Annotated in this window: 17 protein-coding genes; 10 read left to right on the forward strand and 7 right to left on the reverse strand. The window is 64.0% G+C overall.

The window, feature by feature from the left end; genetic code table 11:
* Positions 1-29: 29 nt before the first annotated feature.
* From mbfA to AC0WRY_RS31300, 5 genes are all read left to right on the forward strand, one after another.
* Positions 30-1,001: an iron exporter MbfA gene (gene mbfA / locus AC0WRY_RS31280; protein WP_194404565.1), complete on the forward strand. Its 972-nt coding sequence runs from the start codon at positions 30-32 to the stop codon at positions 999-1,001.
* Positions 1,002-1,171: 170 nt separating this feature from the next.
* On the forward strand, positions 1,172-2,644 hold the full coding sequence (locus AC0WRY_RS31285) for an amidase (protein ID WP_491122290.1): 1,473 nt from the start codon (positions 1,172-1,174) through the stop codon (positions 2,642-2,644).
* Between the two features lie 171 nt (positions 2,645-2,815).
* Positions 2,816-3,169, forward strand: a complete 354-nt coding sequence (locus AC0WRY_RS31290) for a nuclear transport factor 2 family protein (protein ID WP_491122291.1) — start codon at positions 2,816-2,818, stop codon at positions 3,167-3,169.
* A 392-nt stretch (positions 3,170-3,561) separates the two neighbouring features.
* Positions 3,562-4,872 (forward strand): hypothetical protein, encoded by a 1,311-nt coding sequence (locus tag AC0WRY_RS31295; protein ID WP_491123521.1) that lies wholly within the window; start codon positions 3,562-3,564, stop codon positions 4,870-4,872.
* Between the two features lie 345 nt (positions 4,873-5,217).
* Positions 5,218-6,579: a hypothetical protein gene (locus AC0WRY_RS31300; RefSeq protein ID WP_491122292.1), complete on the forward strand. Its 1,362-nt coding sequence runs from the start codon at positions 5,218-5,220 to the stop codon at positions 6,577-6,579.
* Here the strand turns inward: AC0WRY_RS31300 and AC0WRY_RS31305 are convergent.
* On the reverse strand, positions 6,576-7,664 hold the full coding sequence (locus AC0WRY_RS31305; RefSeq protein ID WP_194404569.1) for a Zn-dependent alcohol dehydrogenase: 1,089 nt from the start codon (positions 7,662-7,664) through the stop codon (positions 6,576-6,578). The genes AC0WRY_RS31300 and AC0WRY_RS31305 overlap by 4 nt on opposite strands.
* Before the next feature lie 45 nt (positions 7,665-7,709).
* Positions 7,710-9,494 (reverse strand): acyl-CoA dehydrogenase family protein, encoded by a 1,785-nt coding sequence (locus AC0WRY_RS31310; protein ID WP_491122293.1) that lies wholly within the window; start codon positions 9,492-9,494, stop codon positions 7,710-7,712.
* A gap of 229 nt (positions 9,495-9,723) precedes the next feature.
* Here AC0WRY_RS31310 and AC0WRY_RS31315 point away from each other — a divergent pair, with 229 nt between their 5' ends.
* Both AC0WRY_RS31315 and AC0WRY_RS31320 read left to right on the forward strand, forming a co-directional pair.
* Complete coding sequence (locus tag AC0WRY_RS31315) at positions 9,724-10,425, forward strand: SDR family NAD(P)-dependent oxidoreductase (RefSeq protein WP_491122294.1); 702 nt, start codon at positions 9,724-9,726, stop codon at positions 10,423-10,425.
* A 120-nt stretch (positions 10,426-10,545) separates the two neighbouring features.
* On the forward strand, positions 10,546-11,376 hold the full coding sequence (locus tag AC0WRY_RS31320) for an enoyl-CoA hydratase (RefSeq protein ID WP_194404572.1): 831 nt from the start codon (positions 10,546-10,548) through the stop codon (positions 11,374-11,376).
* Positions 11,377-11,434: 58 nt separating this feature from the next.
* On the opposite strand, the gene AC0WRY_RS31325 is transcribed toward AC0WRY_RS31320, so the two are convergent.
* Both AC0WRY_RS31325 and AC0WRY_RS31330 read right to left on the reverse strand, forming a co-directional pair.
* Positions 11,435-12,058 (reverse strand): GNAT family N-acetyltransferase, encoded by a 624-nt coding sequence (locus AC0WRY_RS31325; RefSeq protein WP_212067806.1) that lies wholly within the window; start codon positions 12,056-12,058, stop codon positions 11,435-11,437.
* Between the two features lie 67 nt (positions 12,059-12,125).
* Positions 12,126-12,329 (reverse strand): DUF1127 domain-containing protein, encoded by a 204-nt coding sequence (locus tag AC0WRY_RS31330; RefSeq protein ID WP_491122295.1) that lies wholly within the window; start codon positions 12,327-12,329, stop codon positions 12,126-12,128.
* Positions 12,330-12,439: 110 nt separating this feature from the next.
* Here AC0WRY_RS31330 and AC0WRY_RS31335 point away from each other — a divergent pair, with 110 nt between their 5' ends.
* Together AC0WRY_RS31335 and AC0WRY_RS31340 are read left to right on the forward strand one after the other, a co-directional pair.
* Entirely contained in the window at positions 12,440-13,339 is a 900-nt protein-coding gene (locus tag AC0WRY_RS31335; protein WP_194404575.1) for a transcriptional regulator GcvA, read from the forward strand.
* A gap of 140 nt (positions 13,340-13,479) precedes the next feature.
* Positions 13,480-14,811: an MFS transporter gene (locus tag AC0WRY_RS31340; protein WP_194404576.1), complete on the forward strand. Its 1,332-nt coding sequence runs from the start codon at positions 13,480-13,482 to the stop codon at positions 14,809-14,811.
* Positions 14,812-14,862: 51 nt separating this feature from the next.
* Here the strand turns inward: AC0WRY_RS31340 and AC0WRY_RS31345 are convergent, their stop codons facing one another.
* Genes AC0WRY_RS31345 through AC0WRY_RS31355 form a run of 3 tightly spaced genes read right to left on the reverse strand, consistent with a single transcriptional unit; the run spans position 14,863 to position 17,468 of the window.
* On the reverse strand, positions 14,863-15,276 hold the full coding sequence (locus AC0WRY_RS31345; protein WP_491122296.1) for a Rieske (2Fe-2S) protein: 414 nt from the start codon (positions 15,274-15,276) through the stop codon (positions 14,863-14,865).
* Complete coding sequence (locus tag AC0WRY_RS31350; RefSeq protein WP_194404578.1) at positions 15,276-16,385, reverse strand: amidohydrolase family protein; 1,110 nt, start codon at positions 16,383-16,385, stop codon at positions 15,276-15,278. The genes AC0WRY_RS31345 and AC0WRY_RS31350 overlap by 1 nt, the downstream gene beginning before the upstream one ends.
* Before the next feature lie 24 nt (positions 16,386-16,409).
* Positions 16,410-17,468 carry an amidohydrolase family protein gene (locus AC0WRY_RS31355; protein WP_194404579.1) on the reverse strand — a complete coding sequence of 353 codons (1,059 nt, stop codon included), beginning with the start codon at positions 17,466-17,468 and terminating at the stop codon, positions 16,410-16,412.
* Positions 17,469-17,612: 144 nt separating this feature from the next.
* Here AC0WRY_RS31355 and AC0WRY_RS31360 point away from each other — a divergent pair, with 144 nt between their 5' ends.
* Positions 17,613-18,095 carry a CinA family protein gene (locus AC0WRY_RS31360; RefSeq protein WP_491122297.1) on the forward strand — a complete coding sequence of 161 codons (483 nt, stop codon included), beginning with the start codon at positions 17,613-17,615 and terminating at the stop codon, positions 18,093-18,095.
* The last annotated feature ends 12 nt before the right edge of the window (positions 18,096-18,107 follow it).

Raw genomic sequence — 18,107 nt, forward strand, 5'->3', positions numbered from 1 at the left:
ATAATTCTAAACTGTAAGACAGGGCTGCCGTGAAGACTTTTGCCGAACTGACCGAACGCGAGGTGCTGGCGGTCGCGATTTCCTCCGAGGAGGAAGACAGCCGCATCTACATGGCCTTCGCCGAGGATCTGAAGGAACGCTATCCGGACTCGGCCAAGCTGTTCGAGCAAATGGCCGAGGAAGAACGCGGCCATCGCCATATGCTGCTGGAATTGTACGAGCAGCGCTTCGGCCAGCATTTGCCGCCGATCCGTCGCGAGGACGTCAAGGGCTTTCTGCGCCGCCGCCCGATCTGGCTGACCAAGAACCTGCCGCTCGACACCATCCGCCGGGAAGTCGAGACCATGGAGCTCGAGGCCGAGCGCTTCTATGCGAAGGCCGCCGAGCAGGCCGAGGACGTCAACGTGCGCCGGCTGCTGGGCGACCTCGCCGAAGCGGAGAAGGGCCATGAGCACACCGCCGCCAGATTGACCGACGAGATCCTGAAACCGGACGTGCGCGCCGAGGAGGATCGCACACGGCGACGGATGTTCGTGCTGCAATATGTGCAGCCGGGCCTCGCCGGCCTGATGGATGGTTCGGTCTCGACACTGGCACCGCTGTTCGCGGCCGCCTTCGCCACCCATCAGAACTGGCAGACGTTCCTGGTCGGCCTTGCGGCCTCGATCGGCGCCGGCATCAGCATGGGCTTTGCGGAAGCACTGTCCGACGACGGCTCGCTGACCGGGCGCGGCTCGCCCTGGCTGCGCGGCGTCACCTGCGGTGCGATGACGACGCTCGGCGGCCTCGGCCACACCGCGCCCTATCTCGTGCCCGACAGTTGGGCCAATGCATTCTGGATCGCAACGGCGATCGCCTGCGTCGTGGTGTTCTTCGAATTGTGGGCGATCGCCTTCATCCGCTCTCGCTACATGGACACGCCGTTCCTTCAGGCCGTGTTCCAGATCGTGCTCGGCGGCGCCATCGTGCTGGCGGTGGGGATATTGATCGGAGCGGCGTAGGCCGCCTCACATTCCGCTGTGATCGCCCGCGAAGGCGGGCGATCACACCAACTCTCTCGTTGGATCTGCCCGATAGCCAGCAGCCGGCATGGCAATCGCGATCAAACAACCGTTGCAGCATTCGGCCAAACTGCGCATCATCCTCCGCCAATAAGAACAGGAGACGCGCCATGGCCAAATCGGACTGGAGTTTCAAGAGCGCGGTCGAGCTGTCGGCCGCATTGAACGCGAAGAAGGTCTCCGCGAGCGAACTCACGCGGGATGCGATCGACCGCATCGAGCGTCACGACGGCAAGGTCAACGCGATCTGCGTGCGGGATTTCGAGCGCGCGCTCGGCGCCGCGCGCGAGGCGGATGCCGCCTTGGGCCGCGGCGAGCGCAAGCCTCTGCTCGGCCTGCCCGTGACGGTGAAGGAGTCGTTCAACGTCGCAGGCCTGCCGACGACCTGGGGCTGGACCCCGCAGAAGGATTTCAGGCCGGCGGAGGATGCACTTTCGATCAGCCGGGTGAAGAACGCCGGCGGCGTCATTCTCGGCAAGACCAACGTTCCCGTGGGGTTGGGGGATTGGCAGAGCTACAACGACATCTACGGCACGACGAACAATCCTTTCGATCTCGGCCGCACGCCGGGCGGCTCATCGGGCGGCTCGTCGGCAGCACTTGCGGCCGGCTACGGTCCGCTCTCGCTCGGCTCCGACATCGGCGGTTCGCTGCGCGTGCCGGCGTTCCATTGCGGCGTCTATGCGCACAAGCCGACCTACAATCTCTGTCCGACGCGCGGCCATACGCCACCGCCGTTTCCGGCGATCCCGATGGAGCGCGACATGGCGGTGATCGGCCCGATGGCCCGGAGCGCAGCCGATCTGACGCTGCTGCTGGACGTGATGGCCGGCCCCGATCCGCTGGACCTCGGTATCGGATACAAGCTCGCGCTGCCAGAGGCGCGCCATGCCGGGCTGAAAGATTTCCGCCTGCTGGTGATCGACAGCCATCCGTTGCTGCCGGCCAATGCCGAGATCCGCGGCGCGATCGAGAAGCTGGCCGGGCAGTTGACGAACGCCGGCGCGAAAGTCGCTCGCGAAAGCCCGCTGTTTCCAGACTTCCGCGAGGCCTCGCGCCTCTACATGCGCATGCTGATGAGCTTTCTGGGCGCGTTCTTTCCGCCTGATATTCTCGTCGGCGCACGTGCCGGCGCGGCGCAGCTCTCAACCGAGGACACGAGCCTTGCGGCCGAGCGGCTGCGCGGCATGACCAGCACTCATCAGGCCTGGGTGTTCGACGAGGGCGCGCGCGCCGGCTTGCGCGCGCAATGGCGGCAATTGTTCAGGACATTCGATGCGGTAATCTGCCCGATCATGCCGACCCCCGCTTATCCGCATGATCATTCGCCGGAGCAGGAGAAGCGGCGGATCAACATCGACGGCAAGGATCATGTCTACCCGGACCAGCTTGCCTGGCCCGGCATCGCCACGCTGACGGGACTGCCGGCCACGGCCGTTCCGCTCGGTCTGTCGAAGGACGGCCTGCCGGTCGGCGTGCAGATCATCGGTCCCTTCCTCGAAGACCGCACGCCGCTCAAGCTGGCCGAGTTGATCGAGCGCGAGTTCGGCGGATTCGTGCCGCCGCCTTTGTTCAACGACTAGCGCTCGTCCCACGAATCATTGCAAGGGCAGCGCAGCAATCCAGACTGCATCCGCGGAAACATTCCTGGATTGCTTCGTCGCAAGGGCTCCTCGCAATGACGGAGCAAAATAATGTCGAGATTCCGGGTTCGTGCTCCGCGCCCCGGGAATGACAGCGAGGCAGGAACACCCATGAGCCAGGACCTCGAACAGCTCAGCGCCCTCAATCGCGACTATGTCGCCTCGGTGCAGAACTGCGACGTCAAGCGCTTCGACGAGATCCTGGCGCCGGAGTTCTATTGCTCCAATCCGGACAAGACGCTGGTCGACCGCGCCGCCTTCCTGGAGCAGACCGCGCGACCGATCGCGATTCGCGATCTGCACGCGCATGACGTCATCATCCGCATCATAGGCGACTTCGCCATCATCCACGCCGCAACGAGCTACACCACGGCGGACGGTCAGCAGGCGACGGGAAGATACACCGATTGTTGGGCGAAGAAGAACGGCAAATGGCTCGCGGTGTCGGCGCACGTGTCTCGGTGAGACCTCTTTGCCTCGCGCCGCAAAGCGGCCGGAGACTAATGCGAGTTCCCCCTAAACATTTGCTAACCAAATAATCCCTTCGCGAGCCTTCAGTCGGTTGCACAACCGAGATTTATACAACCCGCAATGAATGCGCGTATAGGTAGACAAGATGTGACACCCCAACGTCTTGTTTTGCCATGGATCGAAGCTCTGAAGACCTCTGTGTTCCAGAGGGCCGCAAGAACCAACCGCGTTCCGAATACCGAAATCCATCTCCTCCTGATTGCGCGGACCCCACCTGTGGTCCTCGATGGTCACTCACAGATCCTGCACAGAGTGATGGCGTAACAAACATCACTATCGGGGCCGGTACGCCGGGCGAGTTCGAGCGCAGCATCCAGCGCGAGGAGGTGTTGCGGACGAAGCCGCTGGCAATCGCCTTCATGCTGGTGTGCGGGCTTGCAGGCCTTGCTCTCCGATACCTTCTCCGGGAATACGCCAACAGCGACGCCTTTCAGTTCCTGATCCCGTGGTACACATTCGCCCGGGATCACGGCCTTGGCGCGCTGGCCGAGCCTTTCACCAACTACACCCCGTTTTACAGCTACCTCCTGCTGATCGCGGCGTCTTTTGATTGGCTCGGCCAGCCACTTTCGCTGGTGAAGACGATCTCGGCAGTCTTCGAGCTCGGTTGCGCGATCGTCGTCGCACAGATCGTCTGGCGCACGACAAAACTACCATTGCGCGCGTCCCTGGCCTTCTGCGCGGTCTGGCTTGCACCGACGGTGATCTTCAATGGCGCCATGTGGGGACAGGCTGATTCGATCTGGACCTTCTTTACGCTGGTTTCCGTGGCGCTGTTCATGCGGGACCGAAATGGCATTCTGCCGTTCGCGGTGGCCTTTTCGGTGAAAGCCCAGGGCGCTTTCCTGGGCCCCTTCGTACTGGGCATGATTCTGCGTCGCAGGATGCGCTTGGCATGGTTCGCCGCTATTCCCGGGATCTATGTGGTCCTCGCCCTTCCGGTTATCGTCGCGGGCAGATCATTTGTCTCGGTGCTCGGCGTTTACATAGACCAGGCCAACACCTTTCACCGGCTCTTCATAAGTGCAGCGAACATCTGGATCTTCGCTGCCGGCATGCCCTACGCCATCGGAGTTGCCGCCGGCCTCGTTCTCGCTTCGGCAGGCGGGCTTGCCCTTTCGATCTTCATCGCGCAGTCCAGGCGGACGGGACCGGAGTTTATCCTGCTCGTCGCAAGCGTATCGCTCATGCTCATGCCCTACCTTCTGCCGAAGATGCACGAGCGCTACTTCTACGCCTTCGAGCTTGCGTCCATCGGTCTGGCCTGCATCAATCTGCGCTATCTGCCGTTCGCAGTGATTGCCCAGGTCGACGGCGTGTTGTCCTATCTCGCTTTTGACCGCGGGATCGTCATGAGTCTGCTGCCGGCGGCGCTCTGCAACACCGTTCTCGTGTTCTACCTCGTGCTCGATCTCCGTCACGGCGAACGGGGATCTCGCTTTCCGAGACTGGCCTGGCTCGGCTTCATCGCGTCGACTGCGGGACTGTTCTCCTATTTGCTGTTCGCGGGTGCCGGAATGAACGTATCCCCTGCCTACGTGCTCGCCTCGGGGCTTGCCGCACTCATGACGCTGCGGCTCCTCAAGGAGTCGCATCGCGGCTCGGCCCACGATCCGGCCCCGTCGCATCGAGCTTGATTTTCGGAGCAATGCGCCCGTCTCGGGCGAAACGGTACGGATATCCCGCTTCCTCGAGCAGAATGCCGCCGTAGGCACCTGATCGGGCGGCGCCGGCATCAGCCGTGCCAGCTGTCGGACACGATCACGCGACGCAGCGCCTCTCCGGCCTTCGTGGCGGCAAAATGCCTTCCGTCTTCGCTGCAGTCATTCCGGTGACTGCCGTAAAGCAATCGGTAACCAAACAATCTTTTCCCGGGCAATGTAAAACCTGCACATCCGACATTTATGCGGCTGGCAATTGTTCGCCCCTAGAAATTGCAGGTTACGGCTCAGGGCACAGCCCAATCCAGCACGAGTGATTGCGTGACAAAGGACACAATCGAGATAGGCGCGGTCGGTCAGCCCTGTCCTCGCGTCAATCCGGTCGAGACCGTGCCCGAGAGATGGCGCATTCCGATTGCCGTAGCCGTCGGGTGCGCGCTGATAGGCATCGCGCTCCGCTACCTCGCGCGGGAACACGCGACCGCCGACGCCGCTGAGTACATCTCCTGGTATATCTTTGCGCGAGATCACGGCGTTGGCGGGCTCGCCGAGGCTTTCACCAACTACACGCCGTTTTACAGCTACCTCCTGCTGATCGCCACGAAGTTCGACTGGCTGGGCCAACCGCTCTCGCTCGTGAAGGCGATGTCGGCGGTATTCGAGCTCGGCTGCGCGGTCGTCGTAGCCGAGATGGTCTGGCGATTTACAAAGCTGCCCTTGCGCGCGTCTCTCGCCTTCTGCGCGGTATGGCTTGCGCCGACGGTGCTCTTCAACGGCGCGATGTGGGCGCAGGCCGATTCGATCTGGACCTTCTTCGCGCTGGTCTCCGTGTCGATGTTCATGCGGGACCGAAATGGCGTTCTGCCATTCGCAGTCGGCTGCTCGGTGAAAGCCCAGGCCGTATTCCTGGGGCCGTTCGTGCTGGGCATGGTTCTGCGCCGCAAGCTCCACCTGGCGTGGCTCGCCGCCATTCCGGGAGTCTATGCGATCCTCGCCATTCCGGTCCTCGTCGCCGGCAGATCCCTAGTCTCCGTGCTCGGGATCTATCTCGGCCAGGCCAACACATTTCATCACCTGACCATGAATGCCGCGAACCTCTGGGTATTCGCTGGAGCAATGCCGTACGCGGTCGGCGTCGCCGCAGGCCTCATGCTCGCCGCGATGAGCGGGCTTGCCCTGTCGATCTTCATCGCACAGTCCAAGCGGACGGGGCCGGAATTCATTCTGCTCGTCGCATGCGTATCGCTCATTCTGATGCCGTACCTGCTTCCCAAGATGCACGAGCGCTACTTCTACGGGTTCGAGCTGGCGTCCATCGCGCTGGCCTACCTCAATTTGCGCTATCTGCCGTTCGCCGTGATCGCCCAAGTCGACGGCGTGCTGTCCTATCTCGCGTTCGAGAACGGGATCGTCATGGGCCTGTTGCCGGCGGCGCTCTGCAACACCTTTCTGGTGTTCTACCTCGTGCTTGATCTCCGCAACGGCGAACGCGGATTTCGTTTTCCAAGACTGGCCTGGCTCGGCTTCATCGGGGCGACGGCGGGATTGTTCGCCTATCTGCTATTCACAGGTGCCGGCTTGAACATATCCCCCGTCTATATGGTCGCCGCGGGGCTTGCCGCGCTCATGACGCTGCTGCTCCTCAAGGAGTCGCGCTCCGCCTCGGCCGATGGTCCGGCCTAGCTGTCGAACACGATCACGCTGCGCAGCGTCTTGCCGGCCTTCATGTTGGCAAAGCCCTCGTTGATCTCGCTGAGCTTCAGCTTGGCCGAGATCCAGTCCTCGAGGTGCAGCCGGCCGCGCAGATAAAAATCCACCAGGCGCGGCATGTCGACGCGAAAATGGTTCGAGCCCATCGACGAGCCCTGGATCCTGCGCTCGCGCAGGAAGTCGAAGCCGTGGAGCTCGATCTTCTGGCCGAACGGGATCATGCCGACGATGGTGGCGGTGCCGCCGGAGGCAAGCATGCCGAACGCCTGCTCAGCGGTCTCCTTGCGGCCGAGCACCTCGAAGGAATGATGCACGCCGCCATTGGTGAGGTCGCGCACCTGCTTCACGACGTCGCCATCGGCGGGGTTGATGATGTCGGTGGCGCCCAGCTTGGTCGCGAGCTGGAGCTTTGCCGGGTTGGTGTCGATCGCGATGATGCGGCCGGCGCCGGCGATCTGCGCGCCGTTGATGGCGGCCATGCCGACGCCGCCGCAACCGATCACGGCGACAGTCTCGCCGGCGGTCACCTTCGCCGTGTTCACCACCGCGCCGTAGCCGGTGATGACGCCGCAGCCAATCAGCGCGGCGAGATCGAGCGGCATTTCCTTCCGGATTTTGACGATGGCGTTCTCGTGCACCAGCATCTGCTCGGCGAAGGACGACAGGTTCAGAAACTGGTGCAGCTTGTCGGGCTTCGACCATTGCATCCGGTTGGAGGCGCCGGGCAGCATCTTCACCGTGGTGTCAGTGCAGAGCACGGTGCGGCCGGTGGTGCAATTGTCGCAGGTGCCGCAGAATACCGACAGACAGGTGACGACGTGGTCGCCCGGCTTGACGTAGGTGACGTCGGAGCCGACCTGCTCGACGATGCCAGCGGATTCGTGGCCGAGCACCGCTGGCAGCGGATGCGGATAAAGACCTTCCATGAAGTGGAGGTCGGAATGGCAGAGGCCGGCGACCGCCGTGCGGATCAGGACCTCGCGCGGGCCCGGCTTCGGCAGGCTGACATCCTCGATGACGAGCGGCTGGTTGACTTCATAGAGGACGGCGGCCTTCATCGAGCACTCCCTATCGCTTCTTTTGGTTTGAGCGTGGAGCGCAGCCTACGCTGCCAGAACCAGTTCGCCAACCTCGCTCATGCCGGCGTTGCGATCGCCCAGCAGTAGCTCCGCGATCCTGGCTTGGGCCGCATTTTCCGTCAGCCGGAACGGGTCGTTCGGCAACACCCTGTGATCGACGACGAGCCGCGACAGCAGCAGCCGGCGCGCGTCGCCGCGCATCTCGTGAATGCGGTGCGCTTCCCAGGCCAGCGCCACCGCGCTCGCGACATGATAGAGCAGGCTGGTGGCGCGACGCGCATCGGCCTCGTTCTCGGATTTCGCCGCGACCTCGCGCGCGAAACCTACGGCGCGGTCGACGAGACCGCGCAACGTGTCGCGCCAGGCCTGCGGCACGGACGCACTGTCGTCGAGCCGGGCATGCAGATCGGCGGCGAGTGCAGATTCGGCCCCATGGCGGCCGACCGCGCGGCGGAGTGCATCGATGGCGACGATGTTGCCGGTGCCTTCCCAGACCGAGCCGAGATGCGCATCGCGCAACAGGCGGGGCGTGGCGAATTCCTCGATATAGCCGATGCCGCCGCGCATCTCGAGCGCATCGCCGCAGACCTTTCGCGCATCGCGGGTGGCGCGGAATTTCAGCGTCGGGGTGAGGATGCGCAGCAACGCCGCCGCGTCCTGGCTGCCGGCCTCGGCGCGGTCGAGCGCGTCCGCGGTGAGGAAGCTCATCGATAGCGCCTGCTCGACCGGCAGCATGATCTTCAGCAGCTGGCGACGGCCGAGCGGCAGGTCGACGATGCGGCTGCCGAACACGACGCGGTTCTTCGCAACCGTCATGGCGTCATGATAGGCCCGGCGCATCAAGGCGGTGGATTTGACGCCGTTGGAGAGCCGCGACGAGTTCACCATCTCGGCCATCTGTACGAAGCCCCGGTCGAGCTTGCCGACCGCATAGGCGATCGCGCCTTCGAGCTTGATCTCGCCCGAGGCCATCGAACGCGTGCCGAGCTTGTCTTTGAGGCGCACGATCCGGTAGTGGTTCTGCGCACCGTCATCGAGGAAACGTGGCATCAGGAACAGGCCGACGCCGCGCGTGCCGGGCCCGGCGCCTTCGGGACGCGCCAAGAGCATCACGACCTTGGCGTCGGCATTCGAGCAGAACCATTTTTCGCCGTAGAGCCGCCAATGATCGCCCTCCTGCACCGCGCGGGTGGTCAGCGTGCCGACGTCGGAGCCGCCCTCCTTCTCGGTCATGAACTGGCCGCCTTGCGTCAGCTTGCTCATGTCGGTCGAGGTCAGGCCATCGAGATATTTCGCCTTCAGCGGCTCGCTGCCGAAATTCGCCAAAAGCTTGGCGCAGCCATCGGTGACGTTGATCGGGCAACCCATGCCGAATTCGGTCTGGTTGAACAGGAAGGTGAAAGCGTGCTTGGCGACCACGGGATATTTGTCCGGCCAGCCCATGATGCCCTTGCGGATCGAAAGCGCATGGATGCCGAACTCGCCGAACGCGGCGTTCTCCAGCTCGCGATAGGCCGGGTGGTATTCGATCGACTGCACGTCGCGGCCGAACTTGTCGCGCTGATGCAGCATCGGCGTGTGCCGGTCGGCGAGTCGCGCGCATTCGTCGAGATGGCCGCCGGCGAGCTCGCCAAGGCGATCGAGATGCGGCTCGATGTGGCGAAACAGATTATCCGGCAGATGAATGCGGAGCAGATCCGTCAGCGCGGGATCGGCGCGGTAGAAATTCATGCCTGTGGTATCGGGCGCCAGCAGGCCGGATGGCTCGGCCGCGACGTCTTTCGGCTGTGCTGTGGCCGGCTTGTGCATGATCGCCCTCTTGGTTTCCGCCTTGCGGACATTTTGCGCTGATTTGGCGCTTGCCGCTTGAGATCATGTCGATCATGCTCCAGTCGCGGAGAGCGATAAAGCCGCAAATTGTCAGAGAGGCATGATCGCAACGGTGGAGCAACTCGCTCTGCGGAATTGTCATCGCCCCGACTGGTTGTTCGCGTAGGCATGCATAGATCAACGGCTCCCTGTCTCAAGAGATCACGCCATGGAACATCCGAAATACAAGATCGCCCTCATCGTCGGCGCCGGCGAAGGCCTCAGTGCGTCGCTGGCGCGGCTGCTCGCCGCCCAGAATATTCGCGTTGCGCTGGCTGCGCGAAAGATCGAGAAGCTTGGTGCGCTCTGTAGCGAGACCGGCGCGAAAGCCTATGCCTGCAACGCGGCGGAGCCGGAGGAGGTCGAGCGACTGTTCGGCCTCGTCGAGCGCGAGATCGGCACGCCCGACCTCGTGGTCTACAATGCCAGCGGCCGCACGCGCGGACCGTTCGTCGACCTCGTCCCGGCCGACGTCGCCAATACCATCGCGGTCAGTGCCTATGGCGGCTTCCTGGTAGCGCAGCAGGCAGCCAAGCGCATGCTGCCGAACAAGCACGGCGCGATCCTGTTCACCGGCGCTTCGGCAAGCGTCAAGGGCTATGCACAGTCGGCCTCCTTCGCGATGGGCAAGTTCGCGCTGCGCGGGTTGGCACAGAGCCTGGCGCGCGAGCTGTCGCCGCAAGGCATTCACGTCGCGCATTTCGTGATCGACGGTGGCATCCGCAGCGCAGCGCGGACGGAAGCCGCGGACAAGCCGGATTCGATGCTCGATCCCGATGCGATCGCGCAGAGCTATTGGAGCGTCTTGCAGCAGCCGCGCAGCGCCTGGAGCTGGGAGCTCGAGCTGCGCCCCTGGGTGGAGAAGTTTTAAGGGCGAGCTGCCGTAGGGTGGGCAAAGGCGCAAAGCGCCGTGCCCACGATCTCCTCGAAATTGCGTAAAAGACGTGGGCACGCTTCGCTTTGCCCACCCTACAGAAGTCAGGGAGGCGACATGACCACCGAAACCACCATCGACACCGGCACCAATGAGCTCCTCTGCGTCATCCGTGACCGCGTCGCCATCATCACGCTGAACAGGCCGGAGGCGCGCAACTCGCTGTCGGATGCGCTGACGCCGGCGCTGCGCACGATGATCCGCAGCTGCGGCGAAAATCCTGGTGTCGGCGCGCTGCTGCTCACCGGCGCAGGCGATGCCTTCTGCGCCGGCGGCAACGTCAAAGGCATGGGCGCGCATCGCGACCCGAAGAAGCTGGAGATGTCGCTGGAGGATCGTATCGCCGATCTGCAGGAGCGGCAGCGGCTGCTCACGGGCGCGCTGGTGTCGGTGCGCAAGCCGACCATCGCCGCCCTGCCCGGCCCCGCGGTCGGCGCCGGGCTCGCCATCGCCATGGCCTGCGACATCCGCATCGCCGCGCAATCCGCCTTCGTTGCGACCGGCTATGCCCGCATCGCGCTTTCCGGCGATTACGGCATCGCCTGGCTGCTCACGCGCCTCGTCGGCACCGCGCGGGCGCGCGAATTGATGTTCACCGGCGACCGCGTCGATGCCGCCCGCGCCGAGGCCATCGGCCTCGTCAACCGAATCGTGCCCGACGACAAATTGCAGGCTGAGGCGTTTGCATTGGCGAAGTCGCTCGCCGACGGCCCGCGCCTCGCGCTGCGCTACATGAAGGACAATCTCGACGAGGCCGTGCTGTTCGACTTCGAGACCGCCCGCGACCACGAGGCCGAGCGGCTGGTCCGCCTGACCACGACCGCCGATCACAAGGAGGCGGTGCAGGCGTTCATCGAGAAGCGCAAGGCGGTGTTCACGGGGAAGTAGGCGTTGGAGCCACAAAAAAAGCCCGGCTCTGTTGACCAGAGCCGGGCTCTCAGTGGTGTCAGGCCGAGGCTGAGGGGCGTTCGGCCTGACGGGAAAGCGCGGCGAGGCGCCAGCTCGCACAGGGAATGTCTTTAGGTGCGACCGAGATCTCCTTGTCGAAGCGCACCAGCTTCCAGTCATCGGGGTGATTGACGAAGGCGAAGCCGGACTTGCGGGCGAGCGAGACCATGGTCTCGTTGGAACGCAGCGTCTCTCCGAACATGTGCTCGGCGCCGAGCGCAGCCGCGCGGCATTCGAGATTCTTCATCAGCGCGGTGGCGATGCCGCGGCCTTGCCAGCGGTCGCCGACCGACAGGCCGAATTCGAGCGTCGCGGTTTCCGGGTGCAGCGCGTAGCGCGCTTCGGCGACGATGGTCTCGAAGCCGTCGACCACCAGGGTCGCGACGACAGTGAAGCGATCGCGCTCACCGATGTCCAGGAAATCGCGCAGCAATCCTTCCGGCAATTCGCTGATGGCGCCGAAGAAACGGTTGTAGCGGGAGCGGGTCGAGAGCGAACGGAAGTAATGCTGCAGCTCGTCGGTGTCGCGCGGCTCTGCGAAGCGAACGTTCAGCGCCTCGCCATGCCGGGTGCGCAACGTGTCCGAATATTGCTTCAGGTCTTCCAGGCGGAGAGTGCTCATGACATGCCCAAAAAGAAAAGGGACCGCCGGCGCCCCTGTGCTCAGGCGGCGCCGGCCTGGCGGCCAATCAGGCCCGCCAGAAGGGTTTGTCGGCCTCATAGGCGATGTCGCTCCAGGACAGTCCGATGTCCTGGAGATCACGCGCGGTCCATTGGGTGAGCTCGCGCCTGTTGCGATAGCGCTCGTGCCACAGATGGAGGGTCTCGCTGACCTGCTGGATCAGGCCTGGCGCATGATGATTTGTCATCGAGGTGTGGGTCAAAGTAGACATCTTGAGCTCCTAGAGCTAACTTGACCGCTAATATCTGCTTCCTACTGCACTGCGACAAACGACAATTTGTACCCGTTCGCATGAAATAACGTCATGTATCCTGCTGCCAAATGACAGCCAGATTGCCGTCCCTGAACGGCTTGCGGGCGTTCGAGGCCGCCGCGCGCCATCTCAGCTTCACGCTGGCGGCCGCCGAGCTGAACGTGACGCAAACCGCGATCAGCCATCAGATCCGCAGGCTCGAGGAGGAGCTCGGCATCCGCCTGTTCATCCGGCAGAACCGCGCGCTGGCCCTGACGCCGGAGGCGCGCGACTATCTGCCGGGCGTCCGCGCCGCCTTCAACGACCTACGGCTTGCGACCGACCGCCTCTTGCGCAAGGACGACGACAAGGTGCTGACGGTGTCGACGCTGGCCTCGCTCGCGGCAAAATGGCTGCTGCCGCGGCTGACGGATTTCCAGGAGCAGCATCCCGGCATCGATGTCCGCATCACCACTTCGACCAGTCTCGTCGATTTCCAGCGCGACAATGTCGATGCGGCGATCCGCTACGGCCGCGGCCAATGGCCGGGCCTGCGCGCCGACTGGCTGATGGCGGACGAGTTGTTTCCGGTGTGCAGTCCTTCGCTGCTGCGCGGCGACAAGCCGCTGCGCCGTCCTGAAGACCTGCGAGACCATCCGCTGCTGCACACCTCGAACGCCAACAGCGACGACTGGCGGCTATGGCTGACGGCAGCGGGCCTGCCGGCCGACATCGCAAAGCACCCCGGCATCACCTTCGACATGATCTTCATGACTATCCAGGCCGCCATCGACGGCATCGGCGTAGCGATGGGACGGACCTCGTACGTCCGGGACGACATTGCCAAGGGCCGGCTGGTAGTCCCCTTCAAGATCGCGCTGCCGACCGATGCCGGCTTCTACCTGGTCGCACCGGAAGGCCGCCGGGAGGCGCCGAAGCTGACCGCGTTCCGCCAATGGCTAATTGCTGCGACGCAAAATAAGGCCTGAAAAATCAGCAGCTTCCTCCGCAAAACGGATTGACTCGCCGCGTCCCGCGCGGGAAGAGGCGTGGCAGATTGTCGCAGTCTGTCGCCTGACCGTGAGATGACGTCCCGGTCCGGCCACGCCTTTCCCAGGGGAGCAACGCCATGGCTGGACCGGCCACCTCGACCAATCCGCCCGCGATCAAGTCGCGAATCGGCGCGATCCTGCGCGCAACATCAGGCAATTTCCTCGAGCAGTTCGACTTCTTCCTGTTCGGCTTCTATGCCGCCGCCATCGGCAAGGCGTTCTTCCCGTCCTCCGACGAGACCGCGTCCCTGCTCAACACGTTCGGCGTGTTCTGGCTCGGTGCCTTGATGCGGCCCGTCGGCGCGATCGTGCTCGGGGCCTATATCGACCGGATCGGCCGCCGCCAGGGCCTGATCGTCACGCTCGGCATCATGGCCTTCGGCACCGTGGTGATCGCGTTCTGCCCGAGCTACGCGACCATCGGCATCGCGGCGCCGGTCATCGTGCTGATCGGCCGCCTGCTGCAGGGCTTCTCCGCCGGTGTCGAGCTGGGCGGCGTCTCGGTGTATCTCGCCGAAATCGCAACGCCCGGCAATCGCGGCTTCTACACCTCGTTCCAATCGTCGAGCCAGCAGGTCGCGATCTTCGTGGCCTCGATCCTCGGCTACATCCTGTCCGAGGTGATGCCGGCCGACACCGTCGCCGCCTGGGGCTGGCGTATTCCCTTCTTCGTTGGCTGCCTGATCATTCCCCTGATCTTCGTCCTGCGGCGGACGCTCGAGGAGACACCGGCCTTCCTCGCCATGAAGAAGCACCCGACGGCGAGCGAAGTGTTCGCCTCCGCGCTCGCCAACTGGCGCATCGTCGTCCTTGGCATGATGATCGCGATCCTGACCACGACGACGTTCTACTTCGTCACCGTCTACACGCCGACCTTCGGCAAGACCGTGCTGAAGCTGTCGACGCAGGACGCGCTGCTGGTCACGTTGCTCGTCGCTGTCACCAACTTCTTCTGGAATCCGGTCGGCGGCGCGCTCTCCGACCGCATCGGCCGCAAGCCTGTACTGATCGCGATCGCCAGCCTGTCGCTGGTGACGGCCTATCCGGCGCTGCACTGGCTGGTGGCGGCGCCGAGCTTCGGCAAGCTGCTCGCGGTCGAGATGATGTTCTCGTTCTATTTCGGCGTCTACAGCGGCACCATGCTGGGGGCGCTGGTCGAGATCGTGCCGGCGCATGTGCGCACCACCTGCTTCTCGCTCGCCTTCGCGCTCGCCGCCGCCTTGTTCGGTACCTTCACCCCGCTTGCCTCGACCTGGCTGATCGAGCGCACCGGCGACAAGGCCTCGCCCGGCTTCTGGCTGATGTTCGCCGCGCTGCTCGGCATCATCGCGGCGTCGACGGTGTATCGTGGCGGCGGCAAGGCGGTGCCGACTTATGATGCGGTGGCGGAGCCGGTTGCGGGGCACTAGCTGGATGTCGTTCCGGGGCGCCTCGCATCGCCCCGTAATGACGGCGAGCGCCTACAGCTCCACCACCACGTAATCGCTCTCGACCCGTACCGGGATCGTCTCCGCGACATACGGGCCCTTCACCACGCTCGCACCCGGCTCGACATGGGCCGGATAGGCCTTCACGCGGAAGCGGCGGGGGTCGCAATAGGATTGGCCGGTGCGGATGTCGAACTCCCAGCCGTGCCAGGGGCAGCGGATGATCTCCCCGAGCTTGGTGTATTCGATCTCACCGGGCTCCCTTGATTGGGCAAGGCCAATCAACGGGCCCTCGCATAGCGCCGCGCCCTGATGCGGGCAGCGGTTCATCAGGCCGAAATATTCGCCCTTGATGTTGAAGACCGCGATCGGCCGTCCGTCGATCTCGAGGAATTTTCGCGTGCCCGGTGGCAGTTCATCCACGGCGGCAATCACATGACGCGCCATCAAGCCAGTCCATACAGCTTCTGCGCATTGCCGAGATAGAATGCCGCCCGGTTATCCTCGCTGACACCCGCCGGCAAGACGCGCGACGGCTCGTCATAATCCCAATGCGGATAGTCGGTCGCGAACAGCAGCCGGTCCCAGCCGATCCAGTTGATGACGTCGAACAGATCCTCGCGCCTTTCGGGATCCTCCATCGGCTGCGTGGTCCACCACACCTGCTCGCGGATATATTCCGAGGGCGGCCGTTTGACATGCGGGACTTCGCTCCTGAGCCGCTGCCAGGCCTTGTCGAGCCGCCAGGCCAGCGACGGCGCCCAGCCGAAGCCGGCCTCGATCATCACCATCTTCAGTTTCGGGAAGCGCTCGAACACGCCTTCCAGCACGAGGCTCGCCAGCGCCGATTGCTGGCACTGCGAGTGACCCACCATCTCCTCAATGTAATAGGACGGCCAGCCCGAAGGCGTGATCGGATTTCCGCCGAAGCCGAAGGCGTGAACGCCGACAGGGAGTCCCGCTTCTTCCGCAGCCTGATAGATCGGCCAATAGCGGCGCTGACCGAGCGGCTCGACATTGCGGCTGAGCAGCAGCACCTGCACGAAGTTCTTGTCGCCGGCGCGCTCGCGGATCTCCGCGGCGGCCGACAGGCCGTCCTCATTGCCGACGACGATGGACGCCTTCAGCCGCTTGTCCTTGCTGGTCCATTTGTCGATCTGCCAGTCGTTGATCGCCGAGCACAGCGCAGCCGACAGCTCGTGATTGCGGATGCCCTGCCCGGTGTTGAGCGGATTGAGCACGCCCAGTTGCACGTTGTTGGGATCGAGCAGCTGCTTCTGCATGAAGGACAGCGAGGAGCCCTGCGGCCCTCCCTCGGGCGGATAGGCATCGCGGCGCGAGGCGTTGGGCTGGGCCTTCGGGTAGGGCGGGCCTTCCATCATGCCCTGATAGGCATGGACGCCGTAGATTTCGAGATGATGCTGCCAGCGTTTGGCGAGATAGGGATAGAGTTCGGTGCGGGTGGCGCGAGCCGGATGGATGTCGCAGTCCGCGATCGCGGTTTTGACGGCCAGTGGGGAAGCGGCTTCTTGGTTCTCGCGGAACTGAATATTCATCGCCTTGCCTCCTCTGGCAGCGGCTCATTTCAGGCGGGGATAGGTTGCATGCGGATTGTCGATCATGATCTTGCGCACGAGATCGGGGGACAGACCTTCGGGCAGCGCGTCCTGGCCGTCGAATTGCCAGTGCGGATAGTCCGTGGAGAATAAGACCAATTCGTCGGACTGCATATGATCAAACAGGCGATTTAATGTCGCCTCGTCCGGCGGTGCATCAAACGGCTGTAACGAGAAGCGGATGTTGCTGCGCACAATGTCCAGCGGCGCACGATCGACCCAGGGCGTTTCCATCCGCACCCCGCGCCAGAATTTGTGCAGGCGCCAGAGATAGGGCGAGATCCAGGAGACACCCGACTCCAGCATCACCATTTTCAGCCGCGGATATTTAGTGAACACGCCTTCGACGATCAGGCTGGTAAGCTGGGTCTGGAACGCCTGGGCCTGACCGACATAGTCCTCGATGTGGTAGGAACCCCATCCCACGGCGGTCGGCGGATTGTGATAGGCGGAACCCGCGTGGATGCCGATTGGCAGTTCCAGCCGTTCCGCGGCCTCGTAGATCGGCCACAGCGCGCGCTTGCCGAGCGGGGTGTCGCCCATGACCAGCATCAGCACTTGAACGAAGCGCTTGTCCTGCGCACAGCGCTCGATCTCGGCCACGGCCTTCTCGACGCCTTGCGTGGGAATCACGATCGAGCCGCGCAGCCGCGGATCGCGATCGAGCCACTCTTTCACGAGCCAGTCGTTCAGCGCGCGGCAGAAGGCCGCCTGCATGTCCTCGGAGAACACCATCTGCACGCCGTAAAGCGGATTGCAGATGGCATAGCTGAGCTGGAACGGATCGAGCACATGACGCTGCATGTCCTCCAGGTTCTCGCCGGGCTTGCCGCTCTCGGGGCGCCAGTCCGGTCGCGCCGTGATCGGCGACCTCTCCGGGTAGGATTGCGAGATGAGGTCGACCATGCCGCGCGTCGTCACCTGATCGCGCCAATAATCGTTCAGGTAGGGCAGCAGGCTGGTCAGATGCGGCACGGCCGGATGCACATCGCAATCCACCCCGCCGGCGATCAGGGACGCCATGACGTCTCCCTTCTCACGTTTCCTCGCACGTCTTTTTGTCCCCGCCATTCAAGCAGGCCTGCCGGTCGCCCGCAACTCGGCCAGAGCTGCTGGCATATGCTAGGAAGGCGCAGCTCGGTTGCGGAGACATCGGAGGTTCAGGGAATGAAAGAGCTCGTCGGCATTGCGGAACAGGTTGCCGCCAAACTGATCGCGCGCAAACAGACCATTGCGACGGCGGAATCCTCCACCGGCGGCCTGATCGCGGCGAGCCTGCTCGCGGTGCCCGGCGCGTCCGCCTATTTCCTCGGTGGCGCGGTGGTCTACACCCGCGATGCCCGGCGCGTGCTGATGGATATTTCGGACGAAGGAATGAGGGGCTTTCGCTCCTCATCCGAGCCCTACGCGCAGCTGCTGGCCGGGCAGATGCGAACGCGCTTTGGCAGCGATTGGGGCCTGTCCGAGACCGGCGCCGCCGGCCCCACCGGCAACCGCTATGGCGATGCCGCCGGCCATAGCTGCATGGCGGTTGCGGGAGCTGCGTCAGAAGTGATGACGCTGGAGACCGGCAACAACGACCGGTTCGGCAACATGCAAATGTTCGCGGCGACGGCGCTGAGGTTGTTGTTGAGGAAGCTGGGGGAGTGACGCTGGTGCGGG

It is taken from the genome of Bradyrhizobium sp. T-12 (assembly GCF_058314695.1).

Excerpts from the sequence above, each read along its gene's own strand:
- AC0WRY_RS31340 (WP_194404576.1), top strand. The coding sequence starts at position 13,480 with ATGGCTGGACCGGCCACCTCGACCAATCCGCCCGCGATCAAGTCGCGA.
- AC0WRY_RS31325 (WP_212067806.1), bottom strand. The coding sequence starts at position 12,058 with ATGAGCACTCTCCGCCTGGAAGACCTGAAGCAATATTCGGACACGTTG.
- AC0WRY_RS31320 (WP_194404572.1), top strand. The coding sequence starts at position 10,546 with ATGACCACCGAAACCACCATCGACACCGGCACCAATGAGCTCCTCTGC.
- AC0WRY_RS31355 (WP_194404579.1), bottom strand. The coding sequence starts at position 17,468 with ATGGCGTCCCTGATCGCCGGCGGGGTGGATTGCGATGTGCATCCGGCC.
- AC0WRY_RS31310 (WP_491122293.1), bottom strand. The coding sequence starts at position 9,494 with ATGCACAAGCCGGCCACAGCACAGCCGAAAGACGTCGCGGCCGAGCCA.
- AC0WRY_RS31290 (WP_491122291.1), top strand. The coding sequence starts at position 2,816 with ATGAGCCAGGACCTCGAACAGCTCAGCGCCCTCAATCGCGACTATGTC.
- AC0WRY_RS31345 (WP_491122296.1), bottom strand. The coding sequence starts at position 15,276 with ATGGCGCGTCATGTGATTGCCGCCGTGGATGAACTGCCACCGGGCACG.
- AC0WRY_RS31285 (WP_491122290.1), top strand. The coding sequence starts at position 1,172 with ATGGCCAAATCGGACTGGAGTTTCAAGAGCGCGGTCGAGCTGTCGGCC.
- AC0WRY_RS31315 (WP_491122294.1), top strand. The coding sequence starts at position 9,724 with ATGGAACATCCGAAATACAAGATCGCCCTCATCGTCGGCGCCGGCGAA.
- AC0WRY_RS31305 (WP_194404569.1), bottom strand. The coding sequence starts at position 7,664 with ATGAAGGCCGCCGTCCTCTATGAAGTCAACCAGCCGCTCGTCATCGAG.
- AC0WRY_RS31360 (WP_491122297.1), top strand. The coding sequence starts at position 17,613 with ATGAAAGAGCTCGTCGGCATTGCGGAACAGGTTGCCGCCAAACTGATC.
- AC0WRY_RS31335 (WP_194404575.1), top strand. The coding sequence starts at position 12,440 with ATGACAGCCAGATTGCCGTCCCTGAACGGCTTGCGGGCGTTCGAGGCC.
- AC0WRY_RS31330 (WP_491122295.1), bottom strand. The coding sequence starts at position 12,329 with ATGTCTACTTTGACCCACACCTCGATGACAAATCATCATGCGCCAGGC.
- AC0WRY_RS31350 (WP_194404578.1), bottom strand. The coding sequence starts at position 16,385 with ATGAATATTCAGTTCCGCGAGAACCAAGAAGCCGCTTCCCCACTGGCC.